This window comes from Streptomyces sp. a15 (genome assembly GCF_059026085.1).
This window is the reverse complement of the sequence record NZ_JBWLKM010000024.1, coordinates 55,149-72,509: the sequence shown is the minus strand read 5'-3', so window position 1 is coordinate 72,509 and position 17,361 is coordinate 55,149. Positions and strand designations below refer to the sequence as shown.

At 70.9% G+C, this 17,361-nt stretch carries 14 protein-coding genes and 2 tRNA genes; 14 read left to right on the top strand and 2 right to left on the bottom strand.

What is annotated here, in order from left to right; translation table 11 throughout:
* The first annotated feature begins 11 nt into the window (after window positions 1-11).
* The 9 genes from AC5P09_RS24505 to AC5P09_RS24465 all read left to right on the top strand — a co-directional run bounded on the left by AC5P09_RS24505 (window position 12) and on the right by AC5P09_RS24465 (window position 11,441).
* Complete coding sequence (locus AC5P09_RS24505; protein ID WP_493875936.1) at window positions 12-413, top strand: hypothetical protein; 402 nt, start codon at window positions 12-14, stop codon at window positions 411-413.
* Window positions 406-813, top strand: a complete 408-nt coding sequence (locus AC5P09_RS24500) for a hypothetical protein (RefSeq protein WP_493875935.1) — start codon at window positions 406-408, stop codon at window positions 811-813. The genes AC5P09_RS24505 and AC5P09_RS24500 overlap by 8 nt, the downstream gene beginning before the upstream one ends.
* 53 nt (window positions 814-866) lie before the next feature.
* Window positions 867-2,096 (top strand): DUF6508 domain-containing protein, encoded by a 1,230-nt coding sequence (locus tag AC5P09_RS24495; protein ID WP_493875934.1) that lies wholly within the window; start codon window positions 867-869, stop codon window positions 2,094-2,096.
* A 97-nt stretch (window positions 2,097-2,193) separates the two neighbouring features.
* Window positions 2,194-2,637, top strand: coding sequence for an HD domain-containing protein (locus AC5P09_RS24490; protein ID WP_493875933.1), 444 nt, complete (start codon window positions 2,194-2,196; stop codon window positions 2,635-2,637).
* 51 nt (window positions 2,638-2,688) lie between these two features.
* Complete coding sequence (locus AC5P09_RS24485) at window positions 2,689-3,000, top strand: hypothetical protein (RefSeq protein ID WP_493875932.1); 312 nt, start codon at window positions 2,689-2,691, stop codon at window positions 2,998-3,000.
* A gap of 111 nt (window positions 3,001-3,111) precedes the next feature.
* Window positions 3,112-4,467 carry a type VII secretion integral membrane protein EccD gene (eccD, locus tag AC5P09_RS24480; RefSeq protein ID WP_493875931.1) on the top strand — a complete coding sequence of 452 codons (1,356 nt, stop codon included), beginning with the start codon at window positions 3,112-3,114 and terminating at the stop codon, window positions 4,465-4,467.
* 79 nt (window positions 4,468-4,546) lie between these two features.
* Window positions 4,547-5,983: a MinD/ParA family ATP-binding protein gene (locus tag AC5P09_RS24475; RefSeq protein ID WP_493875930.1), complete on the top strand. Its 1,437-nt coding sequence runs from the start codon at window positions 4,547-4,549 to the stop codon at window positions 5,981-5,983.
* 48 nt (window positions 5,984-6,031) lie between these two features.
* Window positions 6,032-10,006 carry a type VII secretion protein EccCa gene (gene eccCa, locus AC5P09_RS24470; protein ID WP_493875929.1) on the top strand — a complete coding sequence of 1,325 codons (3,975 nt, stop codon included), beginning with the start codon at window positions 6,032-6,034 and terminating at the stop codon, window positions 10,004-10,006.
* Window positions 10,007-10,010: 4 nt separating this feature from the next.
* Complete coding sequence (locus AC5P09_RS24465) at window positions 10,011-11,441, top strand: DUF6177 family protein (protein WP_493875928.1); 1,431 nt, start codon at window positions 10,011-10,013, stop codon at window positions 11,439-11,441.
* A gap of 73 nt (window positions 11,442-11,514) precedes the next feature.
* Here the strand turns inward: AC5P09_RS24465 and AC5P09_RS24460 are convergent, their stop codons facing one another.
* Window positions 11,515-12,669, bottom strand: a complete 1,155-nt coding sequence (locus AC5P09_RS24460) for an acyltransferase family protein (protein WP_493875927.1) — start codon at window positions 12,667-12,669, stop codon at window positions 11,515-11,517.
* 615 nt (window positions 12,670-13,284) lie between these two features.
* Here AC5P09_RS24460 and AC5P09_RS24455 point away from each other — a divergent pair.
* Complete coding sequence (locus tag AC5P09_RS24455) at window positions 13,285-13,479, top strand: hypothetical protein (protein WP_030044846.1); 195 nt, start codon at window positions 13,285-13,287, stop codon at window positions 13,477-13,479.
* Window positions 13,480-13,603: 124 nt separating this feature from the next.
* Here AC5P09_RS24455 and AC5P09_RS24450 read toward each other — a convergent pair.
* Window positions 13,604-13,677, bottom strand: a tRNA-Gly gene (locus AC5P09_RS24450).
* A 164-nt stretch (window positions 13,678-13,841) separates the two neighbouring features.
* On the opposite strand from AC5P09_RS24450, the gene AC5P09_RS24445 reads away from it, so the two are divergent.
* From AC5P09_RS24445 to AC5P09_RS24430, 4 genes are all read left to right on the top strand, one after another.
* Window positions 13,842-13,918 (top strand) — tRNA-Pro (locus AC5P09_RS24445).
* 205 nt (window positions 13,919-14,123) lie between these two features.
* Window positions 14,124-15,551, top strand: a complete 1,428-nt coding sequence (gene tig / locus AC5P09_RS24440) for a trigger factor (RefSeq protein WP_493875926.1) — start codon at window positions 14,124-14,126, stop codon at window positions 15,549-15,551.
* A gap of 382 nt (window positions 15,552-15,933) precedes the next feature.
* The gene (locus AC5P09_RS24435) at window positions 15,934-16,539 is read left to right on the top strand and encodes an ATP-dependent Clp protease proteolytic subunit (protein WP_493875984.1); all 606 of its coding nucleotides are present in this window, start codon (window positions 15,934-15,936) and stop codon (window positions 16,537-16,539) included.
* 51 nt (window positions 16,540-16,590) lie between these two features.
* Window positions 16,591-17,271 carry an ATP-dependent Clp protease proteolytic subunit gene (locus tag AC5P09_RS24430; protein WP_323186068.1) on the top strand — a complete coding sequence of 227 codons (681 nt, stop codon included), beginning with the start codon at window positions 16,591-16,593 and terminating at the stop codon, window positions 17,269-17,271.
* Window positions 17,272-17,361 lie beyond the last annotated feature (90 nt).

Genomic DNA, 17,361 nt, shown 5'->3' with positions numbered 1-17,361 from the left:
ACGTGGACTTCATGAGCAGCGAACGACCGATCAACCCGCGCTTCGCCGAGGACGTGCACTTCGACCTCGTGGCGCCGGGTCCGTCGAGGTACCGCACCCGGACCGACAAGCCGGTGCGGTACTTCACAGTGGTCGACAAGGAGGGCGGCACGGCCCTCGGATATGTGTGGGCGAGTGACGAGGACGACGCCGCCGCGTGGGTGCCACGCAACGCCGCCGGAGGCCGGGCCCTCGCCGAGGGCGGTCATTGGCACGCCCGGCTGCAAGAGGCCAAGGGGCGGGGCATCCTGCCGTCCCAGGCCCTCGCGGAGATGCTGTCCAACCCGGAAGGCAACCGCGGACGGGCCCTGCCCGGCTCCCTCACCGACGCCCCGAACGCCGACGCGGTCAAGTCCCTCGCCAAGGGTGAATGACGGACAGCCGGTCAACCCGCGCCTTGCCGAGGACATGTGGTTCGAGGAGGCGCCGGGCGGTCCGCCGCGCTACCGGGACCGGACGGACAAGCCGGCGCGGTACTTCACGGTGGTCGACAAGGAGGGCGGTGCGGCCCTCGGATATGTGTGGGCGAGTGACGAGGACGACGCCGCCGCGTATGAACCGTGGCAGGCCGCCGGGGGCCGGGGGATAAACGAGGGCATCTCCTGGATCAGTCGGCTGCGTGAAGCCAAGGCAAGGGGAATCCGACCGTCCCAGGCCCTCACCGATTTCCTGGCTGACCAGGAGCCGCCGGGCAGGGGCCGCCCCCTCCCAGGCTCCCTCACCGACGCCCCGAACGCCGATGTCGTCAAGGCCCTCGCCCGAGCCGATCAGTGAACCCCTGACCAACCGATTACCCATGGAGGAACAGGCCCCGAGGCCTGACCAGCATGACCAGCCCCGTGCACTACATCACCGTCACCGCCCCCGACGGCGAAGTCGTCGGATACGCCTGGGGTGATGCCACCGAGGTCGAGTGGATGCACCGGAAGGCCAGCAGCCCCAGTGCCTACAAGGCGGGGTTGGAGTGGTACACCAAGGTCCGTGAAGCTCACGAACGTGGCCTCACTCCCCTCGGTGTCCTCGGCCTGCTCAGCCACGAACCCGGTGTCGGGCCGGTCACCGAGGCCCCCGATGTCGTCGCGCTCGAGGAACTCGCCCGTGTCGTCACCCCGGCCGACGACCGGCGCCTGCTCGCCCAGCTCGACCGTGACAACGCGGAGGCGTGGCAGGAGCTCGCCGACGCCTTCGACGCGCTCACGGACGAGGACAGGGACGTGCAGTGGGGCGGGGGGACCAAGTCACCGAGTGGTGCCATTCACGTGCCGTTCCCCCGCTACAGCGAGGCGATCCAGCGTGCTGTTCGCGCCCTGCGCGGCGTCGGCGCCGTAACCCCGGAGTACCGGTGGCGGCACAGTCCGTTGCCCCAGGCTCCGCCGGAAGGAGGGTTGCGGCCCGCCGACGCCGTGCGTGCCGCCACCGCGGTCGTGAGCGCGGAGCGCATGAGCGACGGGGAGATCGCGGAGGCCCTGAAGAACGGCCTCCTGGACGCCATAGCCACCTCGCTCCGCGCCTGGTACGCCGATCCGTCCGCCGAGGAGCAGCCCCAGGCAGACCCGGGCACCTCCGCCGCCGCGCACCCTCAACCCCCCGCGCACCCTCAACCCCCCGCGCACCCTCAACCCGCCGCGCACCCTCAACCCCCCACGCACCCTCAACCCCCCGCCTCACCCATGTGCAGATTCTGCGGAGGTTCCCCCGCAGCGGACGTAACCTTCCGCGCCCACCGAGGCCTCGTCATCCTCATGGGCTTCAGGAAGACGGACGGCCCGATGTGCATGACCTGCGGACTGGCCGTGCACCGGGCGTTGACGGCCCACACGCTCGCCTGGGGCTGGTGGAGCCCTCTCTCCCTGTTCCTCTTCGCCCCGTTGACGCTGGTCCGGAACCTCCTCGCCGTACGCAAGGTGAACAAGCTCCCGGCTCCGGGGCCGGGGACGCTCGGGCCGCGGTACGACCCCGGCCTGCCCATCCACCGCCGCCCGCGCGCTTACGTCGCGCTCGTCCCCGCCCTCTGGGTGCTCTTCATGATCGTGACTAGATTGTCGGGCGGGGTGTGACAGAGCCCGAGAGGCGGCCGTACCCCGGCTGTACGCGTGGCGCGTCCATGTCTTATGTTGCGGAAGCGAAGTAGGGGGGATCCGCATGCCGCAGGAGATGAGTCTCAGCGAGGTCGAGGCCGTGGCCCGTGCCGCGCACGCCGGGCAGACGGACAAGGCCGGACGGCCTTACGCCGAGCATCTGTCGGCCGTCGCGGAGGGCGTGCGGGCCCGGGGTGGCGGCGAGGAACTCGTGGCCGCCGCCTGGCTGCACGACGCCCTGGAGGACGGCGTGCTCAGCGAGGAGTGGCTCGACGCCGCCGCGGTCCCGCAGCGCACCAAGGACGTCGTACGGGCCGTGACCAAGCGGCCGGACGAGGAACCGGAAGGGTACGCGCAACGGATCCTGGCCACCCCCGGCGCCCGGCTCGTCAAGGCGGCCGACCTCGCGCACAACGCCGACCCGGTCCGTCTCGCCGTACTCGACGAGCACACCGCCCGGCGGCTCACGCAGAAGTACGCCGCCATGCGGCACCGCCTCGGCCTCGCCCCGGGCGACTGACCCCTCACGTACACACGTACATCACGTACACCCCCTACACAGGACGACTGAATGGCACGGGACTACGACAGCCAGCTGCTGGAGTCGGTGGCGGTGCGCCGGCGCCGGATGCGCGACGCGCTGCTGTTCGGCGCGCAGCGCGCCCGGCGGACGGCGGACGAGCGGTTCGGCAAGATGTTCGCGGGCATCGCGATCGCGGCCGTGCTGTGCGCCGGATGCATCGGCTGGTCCTTCCTCCAGGCCACCTTGGCGAAGCAGAAGGCCGAGGAGGACAAGCAGCAACAGCAGCAACAGCAGTTGTACGACCCGACCCCCAGCGCCTCTCCCAGCGGCGCCGGCGACCAGGGCGCGGAGAAGCAGTGAGCGCGGAGAAGCAGTGAACGCGGAGAAGCAGTGAACACGGTGTGCATGGCCAGGCGTGCTCATGTCAGCGAACGCCGATGGCCGAAACGACGCGATGATAGGTTCCGGTGAGTGGTGAGCACAGCAACGACGTTCCGGACCCAGCTGAGCAGGGTCACTCTGATCGGTGAGCGGCGACGCGCCGACATCGTGCTGCCGTCGGACACTCCGATCGGCCAACTGCTCCCCGACATACTGCAGTTGCTCGACGACCGGGCCGCGTCCCGGCCGACCACCCGGCAGCTGATCACCTCCGACGGCTCCGCGCTGCCGCACGACGCGACGCTGTCGTCGGCGGAGGTCCCCGACGGCGCCGTACTGCGTCTCGTCCGCGCCCACGCCGCACCGCCGGCGCCGGTCGTGCACGACGTCACCGACCAGGTCGCCGACGATCTCGACCTGCGCGCCTGGCGCTGGCGTCCGGCCGTACGCCGTACCGCCGCCGGTGTGGCCACCATCGTGTTCGCCGTGACCGCGGCGCTGCTGGCCCGGCGCGAGTTCGCGCTGGAGTCGGTCGCCGCCGGACTCGCGGCCGTCACCGCGGTGTTCCTGGTCGCCGGTGCGGCGATCGCGAAGATCGGCGAGGGCAACCGGGCTCTGGCCACCGCGCTGCTGCTCGCCTCCGGCGGGCTCGGCCTGCTCACCGCGACGACCGCCGCCGACGCCTACGACTGGTCCGGGACGGCCCGGCTGGCCGGTGTCGCCGCCGCGCTGGTGCTCACGCTCGTGCTGCTCGCCTACTGTTCGCCGCTCGGCCGCGGCGGGCTGATCGGGGCCGGGGCGGTCGTCGGTGTGGCCGCCATGTGGGAGGCGGTCGCCCTCGTACAGGACCGGGCGGACCGGATCGGCGCCGTGATGGCCGTGGTCTCCGTCATCCTGCTCGGGCTGCTGCCGCGGTTCGCGCTGATGGCCTCGGGGCTCACCGCGCTCGACGACAAGCGTTCCTCGGGCACCTCGGTGAGCCGGCACGAGGTCGCCAACGCCCTCGCCGCCACCCACCGCGGGCTGGCCCTCGCCACCGTCGTCACCGCCGCGTCGGCCGCCGCGGGCGGCTGGCTGTTGACCACCGCGAAGGAGCCGACCGTCTGGACGGTGACCCTCGCCGCGCTCACCGCCGTCGTCCTGCTGTCGCGGGCGCGGGCCTTCCCGCTGGTCGCCGAGGTCGTGGCGCTGTTCGGGGCGGCGGCGCTGCTGGTCGTACGGCTCGCGGTGCTGTGGCTGGACCACACGGGCGGTGCCGGTGCGCTCGTGCTGCTGGCCGCGGCGGCACTGCTGCCGCTGCTGGTCCTCGCCGTCGAGCCGCCGGAACACGTCCAGGTACGGCTGCGGCGGTTCGCCGACCTGATCGAGTCCATCGGGGTGATCGGGCTCTTCCCGCTCGCCATCGGGGCGTTCGGCATCTACGGGCAACTGCTCAACAAGTTCTGAGGCTTCGAAGACCAGACGCCGCCGCGCCGTCGCTCCGGGCGGGCGACGAGGCGGCGGCGTAGCAGGAGAGAAGGGCGACATGCCGAGCGGGGACAACTGGCAGAGCGACGTGCTGCGCGACCTGAAGGGCGGCGCGGCCCAGCAGCGTGCCCCCCAACCGGGCGCGCAGCCACAGCAGGCGGCGGGCCAGCAGCCGGAAGAGCAGCCGGGCGCGCAGAACGTCCCGCCGCAGGGCCAGGGCCAGGGACAGGGCCAGGCTCAGTCCCACCCGCAGGCCCAGCCCCACCCGCAGGCCCAGCCCCACCCGCAGGCCCAGCCCCAGGCGTACGCCTATCCGCAGCAGGCCGACCCCGCCCAGCCGCGGCAGCCGTACGGTTACCCGCAGCAGGCAGCCCCTGCCCAGCCGCAGCAGCCGTACGGCTACCCGCAGCAGGGACACGGCGACCAGGCCGCCGCGTATCCGCAACCGGGCTACCCCGCCCAGCCGCAGCAACCGCAGCAGGCGTACCCCCAGCAGCAGTCCCAGCCCCAGCAGGCTCACCCCCAGCCGCAGCCCCAGCAGGCCCCCGCCCCCCGCGCCCGATCCCCCCGCGCCACCCCCGACTCCCGCCCGGTCGTGGACAAGAAGCTCGCCGCCGCCGGTCGCGGGCCGCGCCGCGGGGAACCGTTCAGCGCCCGCGCCCTGCGGGCCGTACGCCGTACCGTGTCCTCCTCGGCCGCGCGCGAGGTCGCTGAGACCACCGCCACCGCCGAGATACTGCAGCAGCCGGTCACCACCGGCCGGCAGATCGCGGTGACCTCCATCCGCGGCGGCTCCGGCAAGACGACGATCGCCGCCCTGCTCGGCACCACGTACGCCCACTACCGTCAGGACCCGACCCTCGTCATCGAGGCCGATCCGGCGCTCGGCTCGCTGCCGCTCCGGCTCGGCGCGGAGACCCTGCGCTGGACCACCGGCGACCTCGCCGACGTCGTCCAGCCGCAGATGACGCTCCTCGAAGTCACCGGCTACCTGGTCCAACTGCCCGACAACGCCTGGCTGTTGCCCGGCAGCCAGGGGCAGGTCGGCGCCATGCTCGACACCAAGGCGTACGAGCGGGTCATGGTGTCGCTGCGCCGCTACTTCGGGGTGACCGTCGTCGACTGCGAGACGATGCCCGCCGAGGTCGCCCGCACCGCGCTCTCCGCCGCCCAGGCCCGCATCCTCACCGTGCCCGCCACGCTGGAGGGCGTCGCCAGCACGCACGCCGTCCTGCAGTGGATGCGCGGGCTGCCCCGGGACATCACCACCTCGACCGTCGTCGTGCTCACCGAGACCGTCCCGCACACCGGAGTCGACGTCGAGAAGGCCGCCGAGCAGCTGAAGACGACCGGGGCGAGCGTGCGGATCCTGCCGTACGACCGGCATCTGGCGGCCGGCGGCACCATCCGCACCGACCTGCTCGCGCGGGACACCCGGGAGGCCGCCACACGACTGGCCGCGGAGGTCTTCCAGCTCTCCCAGAAGAGCCGCTGAACCGTCCCCTGCACGAAGGGAACCTGCGGACAACCGAGGACAAGGACGATGAGCACCCGACTGATCCACCGGCCGGCCCGCACCACCCGGCCCCCGGCCTCCCCGGAGTCGCGCACCATAGAGGCGCCGCCCAACCTGCCCGACGGCAAGTCGGGTTCGATCGCGACCTCGCTGCTGCCCGTCGCCGGTGTGATGTCGTCGGTCGTGATGATGACCGTCGTGCGCAACAGCCAGTTCGCCGGGCTGGGCGCGATCATCCTCGTCGTCACGATCGTCGGCTCGATGGTCCTGCTCTTCTCCCAGCGCGGGAAGGCCCAGCGCACCCGCCGCACCCAGCGCGAGGCCTACCTCTCCTACCTGGAGGACACGCGCGAGGAGCTGTCCAAGGAGGAGCGGGAGCGGCGCGAGAGCACCCAGGTGCTCAACCCGCCGCCGGACGCGCTGTACGACATCGTGCGCGACCCCGCCCGGCTGTGGGAGCGGCGCCGGACGGACGCCGACTTCCTGCGGGTCCGTGTCGGCACCGGCGAGATGCCCGTGCGCGATCTGAAGGTGGGCCAGCAGACGTCCAACGTGCTGACCCCGCCCGACCAGTTCATGCTGAACGAGGCGTCCGCGCTGGTGTCCCGCTTCAGCATCGGCACCGAACTCCCGCTCACCGTCCCGCTCGACCGGGTCGGCAACATCACCGTCATCGGCAGCCGCGAGGACACCCTCCGGGTCGCCCGCGCGCTCCTCGTGCAGGCCGCCGCCACCCACGCGCCCGACGACGTGGCCATGGCGCTCGCCGCGCCCGGCGACCGGATCGCCGACTGGGAGTGGGCCAAGTGGCTGCCGCACCTGCTCGACAGCGAGCAGTTCGACGGCCCCGTCGCCGCCCGCCGCATCGCGCCCTCGCTGCCCCAACTGGCCCGCCAGATCGGCCCCGAGCTGCGCCGCCGCGCCTCCTACGCGGCCGAGGTGCGCCGCGGCCTGTCCGGCAAGGACGCCCTCGGCATGACCTCCCGGCTGCTGGTCGTCGCCGACGGGCACGGCGAGGACGCCGTCGACCTGCCGCGCCCCGACGACGCGGTCGGCCTGCGCGACATGAGCGTCACCGTGCTGCACCTGCTGGACCAGCGGATCCAGGAGCCCGGCAGCGTGGGCGTGCGCATCACCGTCGACGGCGAGCGGGTCGTCATCGAGGACCTGCGCATGCCGGAGCCGATCAGCGCCCACGGCACCGTCGACGAGATCGGCATCCCCTTCGCCGAGGGCCTCGCCCGGATGCTCGCCCCGCTCAGGCTGTCCGCCGAGTCGATGGTCGACGCCCCGCTCACCGGCCCGGTCGACTTCGCCGAACTGCTCGGCATCGACGACGTCGCGGGCCTCGACCTGAACCAGATGTGGGCGCCGCGCGGCGAACGCGCCTTCCTGCGCGTGCCCATCGGCATCAGCGACTCCCACGAGCCCGTGCTGCTCGACCTGAAGGAGTCCTCCGAGCTGGGCATGGGCCCGCACGGCCTGTGCGTCGGCGCCACCGGCTCCGGCAAGTCGGAGCTGCTGCGCACCCTGGTCCTCGCCCTGGTCGCCACCCACCCGCCGGAGGACCTCTCCCTCGTCCTCGTCGACTACAAGGGCGGCGCCACCTTCGCCCCCTTCGCGGACCTCCCGCACGTCGCCGGCGTCATCACCAACCTGGAGAACCAGGCCGGCCTGGTCGAACGCGTCCACGCCTCGCTCGCCGGCGAGGTCAAGCGCCGCCAGCAGGTCCTCAAGAACGCGGGCAACGTCGCCGACATCGGCCACTACGCCGCCCTGCGCGCCGAGAAGCGCCCCGACCTGGACCCACTGCCGCACCTGTTCGTGGTGATCGACGAGTTCGGCGAACTCCTCACCGCCAAGCCGGACTTCATCGACCTGTTCCTGTCCATCGGCCGCATCGGCCGCTCCATCGGCGTCCACCTGCTGCTGTCCAGCCAGCGCATCGAGGGCGGCAAGCTCAAGGGCCTGGACACCTACCTTTCGTACCGGCTCGGCCTGCGCACCTTCTCCGCCGACGAGTCCCGTACGGTCCTGGACACCACGGACGCCTTCCACCTGCCCCCGCTGCCCGGCTTCGGCTACCTCAAGGTCGACACCAGCCACTACGAGCGGTTCAAGGCCAGCTATGTCTCCGGCGCCTACAGCGGCCCCGTGCAGCGCGACGAGGAGGACACCGGTCCGCTGGCCCTGAAGTACGAGGCGTACAACACCCTCGGCGAGGACGGGAGTTCGGCGCCCGAGGAGCCGAAGATGCGGCGCCGGGAGACCGGTCCCACCCAACTCGGCGTGCTCATCGACCAGTTGGAGAACGCCGGCGCCCGCCCGGTACGCCAGATCTGGCTGCCGCCGCTGCCCGCCGCCGTCCCCCTCGACAAGGTCGCCGGGCCCGTGGAGGTCGGCGCGCGCGGCATGCAGCTCGCCAAGCGACGCGGCCCCCTCCAGGTGCCGCTCGGCATCATCGACGACCCGACCAAGCAGCAGCAGGGGCAGTGGTACCTGGACCTCACCCTGTCCGGCGGCCACGCGGCGGTCATCGGCGGCCCGCAGTCCGGCAAGACCACCCTGCTGCGCTCCCTCGCCCTCTCGCTGGCCCTGACGCACACTCCGCAGGAAGTCGGCATCTACGGCCTCGACCTCGTCGGCGGCGGCCTCCAGGCCCTGTCCGGGCTGCCGCACGTCGGCGGGGTCGCCGGCCGCGCCGACCGCGAGCGCGCCGCCCGCACCATCGACTCCGTACGCGCCATGCTCGACCAGCGCGAGGAGCTCTTCCGCATCCACAACATCGACTCGCTGGAGCAACTGCGCACCCTGCGCGCGGCCGGCCAGGTGCCCGAGCTGGCCTCCACCGAGATCGTGCTGCTCATCGACGGCTTCGGCGCCCTGCGCGACGACTTCGAGAACCTCGACGACGCCGTCATCGACATCCTCAAGCGCGGCGGCGGCTACGGCATCCACGTCGTCGCCGGCATGCTCCGCTGGAACGACGTCCGCATCGCCACCCAGTCACAGTTCGGCACCCGCGTCGAGCTGCGCCTGAACGACCCGAGCGAGTCCAGCATCGAGCGCAAGCTCGCCCAGACCCTCTCCCCGGAGGAGAAGGGCCGCGTCCTCACCGACGGCAAGCTCTTCGCCCAGGTCGCCCTGCCCCGCACCGACGGCCTCGCCGACACCGCCGACCTCGGCGCGGTCCTGGAGCGCACCGCCCGCCAGCTCCGCGCCACCTGGACCGGCGAGGTCGCCCAGCCGGTGCGCGTACTGCCGCACGTCCTGGAGCCCGAGCTGCTGCCCGGCCCGGCGTCCGAGCCGCGCCGCGTCCCGATCGGCCTCGACCAGACCCAGCTGGCGCCCGTCCTGCTCGACCTGTTCGAGCACGACCAGCACCTGATGATCATGGGCGACAGCGAGTGCGGCAAGACCAACCTGCTCAAGGCGATCAGCCAGGGCCTGATCGAGCGCTACGGCGACGACGAACTCGTCTTCGGCGTCTTCGACCCGCGGCGCGGCCTGCGCGGAGCCATCCCCGAGGAGTACCGGGGCGGCTACGCCTACAACGCCAAGCTCGCCGCCGGCCTCGCCGCGGGCATCGCCGGCGAACTGGAGAAGCGGCTGCCCGACGAGAGCGCCGACAGCGAGGACCTGGAACCGGGCAGCTTCTCCGGCCCCCGGATCGTGATCCTCGTCGACGACTACGACGTCCTCAGCACCGCCGGCCAGCAGCCGCTCGCGCCCTTCGTGCCGTACATCCCCTCGGCCGTCGACATCGGCCTGCACTTCATCCTCACCCGACGGGTCGCGGGCGCCTCCCGCGGCCTGTACGAGCCGATGCTGCAGGGCCTGCGCGAGTCCGGTTCCTCGGCGCTGGTGATGTCGGGCGACCGCAGCGAGGGCCAGCTCTTCCCCGGCGTGTACGCCAGCGCGCAGCCGCCCGGCCGCGGGGTGCTGGTCCGCAGGGGACAGCCGAGCCGGCTGATCCAGACCGTCTACACGGGGACCAGGTGAATCCATGACGAAGGACGTCGTCACCCTGACGAAGAAGATGCCCGACCCGCTGAGCGTGATCGCCGGGCTCCTCTCCGGAGGCCCGGACCAGCTGGTGGGCACCGAGGGAGAGGGCGCGGTGGTGCAGCTCTGCGACCAGCAGGGCCGCCCGCTGGTCTCCGTGGAGGCGCCGCTGCTGGTGCAGGTCAGGGGAGAGGCCGAACGGCTGCTCGGGGCGAGCGCACCCGAGGTGCCGTACTGGTGGACCGAGGCCCGCGCCACCACCGGCGTCAAGGAGGCCGAGCAGCTCGCCGGCACCTTCGCCGCCCGGCTCGCCACCCTGGTCGGCGGCACCGCCTGGCCGCCCGAGGTCGCCTGGTCGCTGGCCGTGGTCAACACGGAGGGGATGAGCGCGGCGCCGGTCCCGGCCGCCGCCCAGCCCGCCGTGGACGTCCTCACCGACAAGGTCGCGGTCATCATCCAGGACCGCCCGGTGGTCGCGATGACCGCCTGGCTCTCGGACGCCTTCCGCGCCGCCGCGAACGCCGAGCTCGGCCTCCAGATCGTCACCCCCGCCGGCACCCGCCTCTCCCCGGCGGTCCGCGGCAGCCTGCCGGGCTGGCCCTCGCGCTGGGTGGTGCAGGACGAGCGGGACGGCTACTACGACGGCCTGTCCGGAGCCGTCCTGGAGTGGAACAACGGCTTCTTCGCCACCGTCGTACCCCCGGACGCGACCCGGGAGGACCCGCGCACCCCGGTCGCCGCCACCTTCAAGGAAGGCCTCGCCGCGAAGGGCGACACCGGCGAACGCCAGCTGGCCATCTCCTTCCGCACCGTCCACCCGGCCGACGACCGCCTCGTCCTCGGCGGCGCCGTGGAGGCCGTATGGCGGGAGATCACCGGTGAACCGCCGGCCGGCTGGGGCACCGAGGAACCCGCCAACCTCCCGTGGTCCCTGCGGCAGTTGACCGACGTGGCGCACGAACGCTCGCCCGCGCCGACCTGGCTGGTGGTCGTCGGCACCCCGGAGCGCCCGGGTATCGCGACCGTCCGCATCACCCGCACCAAGGGCGGTGTGGAGGAGGACGTCACCATGGCGTTCGGCTACGGCCCCGGCGAGCAGCTGCCGACGGACGCCGTACAGGCCGCGGCCGAGGCCCTCGCCACCCGGCACGACCTGCAGTCCATGCTGGTCCAGATCCGCCGCGCCCGCCGCGACCTGTCCGTCCCGCCGCACTTCGAGGGCCCCGGCGTGCCGTTCGCCTTCGTCCTGGGCGCCGAGGAGGTCCGCCAGCTGCCCGGCGACCGGGCCCGCCGCACGCCCCTCGCCGAGCCCCCGCGCGAGCTGGGCCCGAAGACCCGCCCGGCCCTGTACTACCCGCTGCCGGGCGACCCGTCGGACCTGTCCGGCTGGCAGGACTTCGAGCGCCTGATGAGGCACCTGAAGGGCAGCTAGAGCAGCCTGGAAACGACCGGGTCCCCGCTGCTCAGCAGCGGGGACCCGGTCGTTTGTCGTCTCAGTCTCAGTCTCAGCCGGCCGAGACCTTCTCCTTCTCCTTCTCCTGTACGGGCGTCTTCCCGCGCTGCTCGCGGCCGCGGGCCACCTCGGCGGCGTCCCGCTTGAAGGCCCAGTCCATCGTCGGCTCCATCGCGAACCGGAAGACGCGGCGCACCGGCGCGGTACACAGCAGCGTGACGGCGACGCCCGCGCAGACGCTCACGAAGATCTCGCCGAGCGGCCGGTGCAGCCAGGCGTGGTCGAACCAGCCCCCGTAGTCGCCGCCCTTGACCAGGAAGCCGTGCAGCAGATAGCCGAACAGCGTGCCCGCGCCGAGCGAGGTGAACCACATCTTGCGGCCCGGCACCCAGGAGAAGAAGCAGGCGGTCAGCAGCAGCGAGCAGCCGAACAGGGCGAGGACCATGACCGGTCCGGTCCACCACGGCGCGCCCAACTGCTGTGCGGAGTCACGGTGGTAGAACCACCCCGTGTTCATGCGCGGCACCGACCACCAGGCGACGACCACCGCACAGGCGAACACCGGCACCGACAGGATCCGCACCGAGCGCCGCCGCACCAGCCGGAAGTGCTCGGGCTTCATCAGCAGGCCGAGCACGAAGAACGGCAGGAACTGCAGCACCCGCTGGAGGTCCAGGTCGTTGCCGATCTCCGGGGTGACGGACGCCAGCATGGCGATGCCGAGCGCCAGCGGCAGCGGCCACCGCACCAGCTTCCAGATCGGCGTGGTCAGCCGCCAGACGAACAACGCGGCCAGGAACCAGGTCAGATACCAGGGATCCAGCAGGCTGATCGCCTGGTCCGGCTCACCGCCGACATAGCGGTTGAAGAGGGTGTAGGCGGTCTCGAAGAGGACGTACGGCACGACGACGCCGGTGACCAGGCGTTGCAGCCGGTCGGCGCGCATGTCGAAACTGCGGGAGAAGAAGCCGGAGATGATGATGAACGCCGGCATGTGGAAGGCGTACACGAACGTGTACAGGCCCTCCAGGATCCGGCTGTCGCCCTTGATCGGCTCCCAGGAGTGGCCGATCGCCACCAGCACGATCGCCAGGTACTTGGCGTTGTCGAAGAACGCGTCGCGCTGTTTGCCGGGTTTGTCGCCGGACGGGGCAGGCTGGTTGCCCGCGGCGGCTCGGGTGTTCTGCGGCGAACGCGGACTCGGCACTCCGTCCGTCGACGGGTGTGCCGGGGGGAGTGGCGCGCGGTTCTGGCCGTGCGGTCGCAGCGACCTCGCTGCGCTTGCGGGGGACGAGGCGGCGTGGAACATCTGAGGCACCCTAGCCCCGGCTGTGGGTATTCGTAAAACCCTCCACGTCATTCCTGGTTAATTGCTGCGAGTACCCCCGTTTTCCGGGAGTTGACCTCGTCGTCCACGTGATGGCCAACACACCGTCCAGGGTTCAACGGTGTGCACCACATGGGCCCTTCTTGTCGTAATTCATCCTGACTAAACAGGGCATAAGACGCCTTTGGGGGCCTGTCTGGTAGGGCTGTTGGCGCGCTTGTGGCGTCAATTCGAATTACCTGCGAACACGTTGTGTGGACACGGAAACGAACCCGTTGAATTCCCTGTGCGGGTGCACGATCGAATTACTGTGCGGACAGACCGAGTCGGTCCGCCCGCACACTAGGCCGCGGTCGGCCGCGGGCACGGAAGTAGCCAACGTTCAGTCACGCGCCGCATATGCGGACCTCTTTGGTGGCACGATGGTTCTGGCGGGGGTGCGCGGGGTCGCGTCCCCGGGCCGGGAGAGCGGACCGACCAAGGGTGTGATCAGTTGTGGCCATTTCTCTGTCAGTGGTGCTGCTGTTGGCGATCATCCTGGTGGTGTTGATCCGGGGAGGTTCCCTGAAGGCCGGCCCAGCCGTCGTCGCGGTGCTCTTCGGCTTCTTCCTCGCCTCGACCGGCATGGCCGACGACATCCAGCGGTTCCTGAACTCGATAGCGGAGACCATCAACTCGATCCAGTTCTAGCCGCGCCCGCCCGGTCCGCCGCCGCCCGACCGCCGCAGACCTCGAACGACACCCCCCGGCGACACCCCCCGGACAGCGCAAAGACCTCCGGCCCGATCCTCGAAGGACCGGGCCGGAGGCCTGTTGGAGCGGGCGACGGGAATCGAACCCGCGTAGCTAGTTTGGAAGACTAGTGCTCTACCATTGAGCTACGCCCGCACAGCACGCGCCGCAGGTCAGGTGACCGCGGCACTGAAGGCATCGTAGCGGGTCGTCCCCGTTCGTCGCACACCGCGTTTCTGCTCCCGCCGGGCGCCGTGGTCCGCTCGTGAAATGCGGCGGCCCCGCTGCCTGCGGGCATGTAGCCTACGTGTCGCACCAGACGGGGTGTGGCGCAGCTTGGTAGCGCGTCCGCTTTGGGAGCGGAAGGCCGTGGGTTCAAATCCCGCCACCCCGACCATGTACCGGCCAACCCGGTCACCGCGCGGTCACCTCGCGTGACCGCCTGAGGTGATCGCCTTTGGGGCGTGTCGCCGCTGCCGTTACTATGCAAGCGCACGCCCGTGTGTCTCTCTCCTCTGATGAAGTCCTCCGGGCGGCGAATCCGCCGGGGCCGGTCTGGCTCCGGCAGAAACCAAGAAGTCAGCCCCCAAGGAGACCGAACCGTGAAGAGCGCCGTGGAGACCCTGAACCCGACTCGGGTTCGGCTCAGCATCGAGGTGCCCTTCGAGGAGCTCAAGGACAGCCTCGACGCGGCGTACAAGAAGATCAACCAGCAGGTCACGGTGAAGGGCTTCCGCAAGGGCAAGATCCCGGCCCGCGTCATCGACCAGCGGTTCGGCCGCGGTGCGGTCCTGGAGGAGGCGGTCAACGACGCGCTTCCGAAGTTCTACACCGAGGCGGTCAACGAGGCGGAGATCGACGTCCTCGGCCAGCCCGAGGTCGACATCACCGAGCTGAAGGACGGCGAGACGCTGAACTTCACCGCCGAGGTCGACGTCCGCCCGGCCATCGAGATCCCGGACTTCTCCGGCATCGAGGTCGAGGTCGACGCCGTCGAGGTCACCGAAGAGGACATCGACAAGTCGGTCGAGCAGCTCCGCGAGCGCTTCGCCTCGACGTCCCCCGTCGAGCGGGCCGCCGAGGACGGCGACGTCGTCACCATCGACCTCGAGGCCAAGGTCGACGGCGAGATCCTCGAGGACGGCGTCGCCAGCGGCGTCTCCTACACCATCGGCTCCGGTGAGCTGCTGGAAGGCATCGACGACGCCGTGAAGGGCCTGGAGGCCGGTGGCGAGGCCACCTTCACCTCCGAGCTCAAGGGCGGTTCGGCAGCCGGCAAGGCGGCCGAGGTCACCGTCAAGGTCACCCAGGTCGCCGCCCGCGAACTGCCCGAGCTGGACGACGACTTCGCGCAGCTCGCCTCCGAGTTCGACACCCTCGAAGAGCTCAAGGCCGACAGCCGCAAGCGCCTCGAGAACATGAAGCAGTACGACCAGGCCACGCAGGCCCAGGAGCGCGTCCTGGAGAAGCTGCTCGAGCTGGTCGAGGTCCCGGTCCCCGAGAAGCTGCTCGAGGACGAGATCAACACCCGCAAGCACAACCTCGAGCACCACCAGCTCGGCCAGATGGGTCTCGACCTCGAGAAGTACCTCGAGATCCAGGGCAAGACGGCCGAGGAGTTCGACGCCGAGACCAAGGAAGCCGCGGTCAAGGGCATCAAGACCCAGTTCGTCCTCGACGAGCTCGTCAAGCAGGAGAAGCTCAACGTCAACCAGGAGGAGCTCACCGAGCACCTCATGCGGCGCGCGGCCTCCTCCAACATGTCCCCCGACCAGTTCGCCCAGGCGGTCGTCGAGGGCGGCCAGGTCCCGCTCCTCGTCGGCGAGGTCGCCCGCGGCAAGGCCCTGGCCGTCGTGGTCGAGAAGGCCACGGTCAAGGACACCAACGGCGAGGTCATCGACCTGGACGACGAGGAGGAGGCCGACGAGGCCACCACCGAGACGCCCGAGGCCGAGACCGACGGCGAGGCGGCGGCCGAGGCCACCACCGAGGCCACCACCGAGGCCGCGCCCGAGAAGACCGAGGGCTGACACCCACGGCGCCGCTGACGCTCGTACGACAGGCCCCGGGGAGCATCACGTCCCCGGGGCCTGTTCGCGTTACGGCTGGACATCGCCCTCAAGGGGCGCGGGGCTGTATCAATATGCGGCTCCGCCGCGCGGGCGCGAAGCACAGCGGACCCGCAGCCGCCCACCGGCCAGTGGACCCACGGCGAGGACCCCGCCCCACCCAGTGGAGCGACATGCGCTGACAGCGAACAGTCTCTTCTCCGGGATTCTCCGGAGGGACCAGCGCGTTAGGGTCCATGAATACGAGGGCAGGGGAGTCCCCGAATCGGCTCCCGCCCCGCAGGGAAACGTGAGACGGCCCGGCGCCGTCGTAAGACGAGCAGGTGGATACGTGACGAATCTGATGCCCTCCGCCGCCGGCGACCCCTCCATCGGTGGTGGCCTCGGTGACCAGGTCTACAACCGGCTGCTCGGCGAGCGGATCATCTTCCTCGGCCAGGCGGTCGACGACGACATCGCCAACAAGATCACCGCACAGCTCCTGCTCCTTGCCGCTGACCCCGACAAGGACATCTACCTCTACATCAACAGCCCCGGCGGCTCGATCACGGCCGGCATGGCGATCTACGACACCATGCAGTACATCAAGAACGACGTGGTGACCATCGCCATGGGCCTCGCCGCCTCCATGGGCCAGTTCCTGCTCAGCGCGGGCACGCCCGGCAAGCGCTTCGCGCTGCCGAACGCCGAGATCCTGATCCACCAGCCGTCCGCCGGCCTCGCCGGCTCGGCCTCGGACATCAAGATCCACGCCGAGCGGCTGCTGCACACCAAGCGGCGCATGGCCGAGCTGACGTCCTTCCACACCGGCCAGACCATCGAGCAGATCACCCGCGACTCCGACCGGGACCGCTGGTTCGACGCCGCCGAGGCCAGGGACTACGGCCTCATCGACGAGGTCATCACCACGGCCGCCAACATGCCGGGCGGCGGCGGCACCGGGGCCTGAGGCCCTCCTGCAAGCCCCCAGCCGACCGCCACAGCCCCTAGGAGAGAGACAGTGAACGACTTCCCCGGCAGCGGCCTGTACGACCGCGCACGCGCCGAGAGCACGGTGCCCGTGGCCGAGTCCCGGTACGTGATCCCGCGCTTCGTCGAGCGCACCTCGCAGGGCATCCGCGAGTACGACCCGTACGCGAAGCTCTTCGAAGAGCGCGTGATCTTCCTCGGTGTCCAGATCGACGACGCCTCCGCCAACGACGTCATGGCGCAGCTGCTGTGCCTGGAGTCGATGGACCCCGACCGGGACATCTCGGTCTACATCAACAGCCCCGGCGGTTCCTTCACGGCGCTGACTGCGATCTACGACACCATGCAGTTCGTGAAGCCCGACGTCCAGACGGTCTGCATGGGCCAGGCCGCCTCGGCCGCCGCCATCCTGCTGGCCGCCGGTACGCCGGGCAAGCGCATGGCGCTCCCGAACGCCCGGGTGCTGATCCACCAGCCCTACAGCGAGACCGGCCGCGGCCAGGTGTCCGACCTGGAGATCGCCGCGAACGAGATCCTCCGGATGCGTGCCCAGCTGGAAGACCTGCTGGCCAAGCACTCCACCACGCCGATCGAGAAGATCCGCGAGGACATCGAGCGCGACAAGATCCTCACGGCCGAGGACGCCCTGTCCTACGGCCTGATCGACCAGATCATCTCCACCCGGAAGATGAACAACGCGAGCGTGCGCTGACGGCGGACGCTGTATCGTCTGCCGCTCCTTGGCACGGTTCAGGACGGTGCACGACAACGTGCACGTCAAAGTGAACCGTGCCAAGGGGGG